A 626-nucleotide genomic window follows, 5' to 3' on the forward strand; every position below is an offset into this window, starting at 1 on the left:
ACTGCGCTTCGCACACCAGCGCGATCGCCTCCGGCTGGGCAGCAGCCTGGGCTTCGAACAATTGGTGCACCAGCTGGCCGGACGGCACCTCGACAGCGGTGTCATTCCAGTCCAGCAGCAGCTGTTGCCGGTGTGATGGGGTCAACAGCGGCAGCTCGCTGACACGCTGCTGTTCATCGCTCACCATCCCGCGCAGGAGTACGTCGAAGTGCTGCAGCAGGCGCGCCATCGTCGACGCGTCGAACAGGTCGCTCGCATACTCCAGGTTGCCCGAGAGGGTATCGCCGGTTTCGGCCAGCGACAGCGACAGGTCGAAGTGCGCCGTCGTATGCGGGGCCGCTATCCCCGACAGCGCCAGTCCAGGCAAGGCAAATTCGCTCTCCACTGGTGTGTTTTGCAACGTGAGCATGGCCTGGAAGAGCGGGCTGTGGCTCAGGCTGCGCGGCGGCTTGACGATCTCGACAACCTGCTCGAACGGCAAGTCCTGGTGTGCATAGGCATCCAGCGTGCTGGCCTTGACCTGGGCCAGCAGCTCCGCTACGGTCGGGTCGTCCCCGAGCTGCACCCGCAGCGCCAGTGTATTGACGAAAAAGCCCATCAGCGGCTCGACCTCGCTGCGCTGACGG

1 protein-coding gene is annotated in these 626 nt (G+C 64.9%); it reads right to left on the bottom strand.

Features of this window, described 5'->3' with window-relative positions; translation table 11 throughout:
- A partial coding sequence (locus AC1RJW_RS29725; protein WP_493048118.1) for a condensation domain-containing protein occupies positions 1–626 on the bottom strand: 626 nt, incomplete at both ends.

It is taken from the genome of Janthinobacterium sp. GW822-FHT07A03 (genome assembly GCF_058798815.1).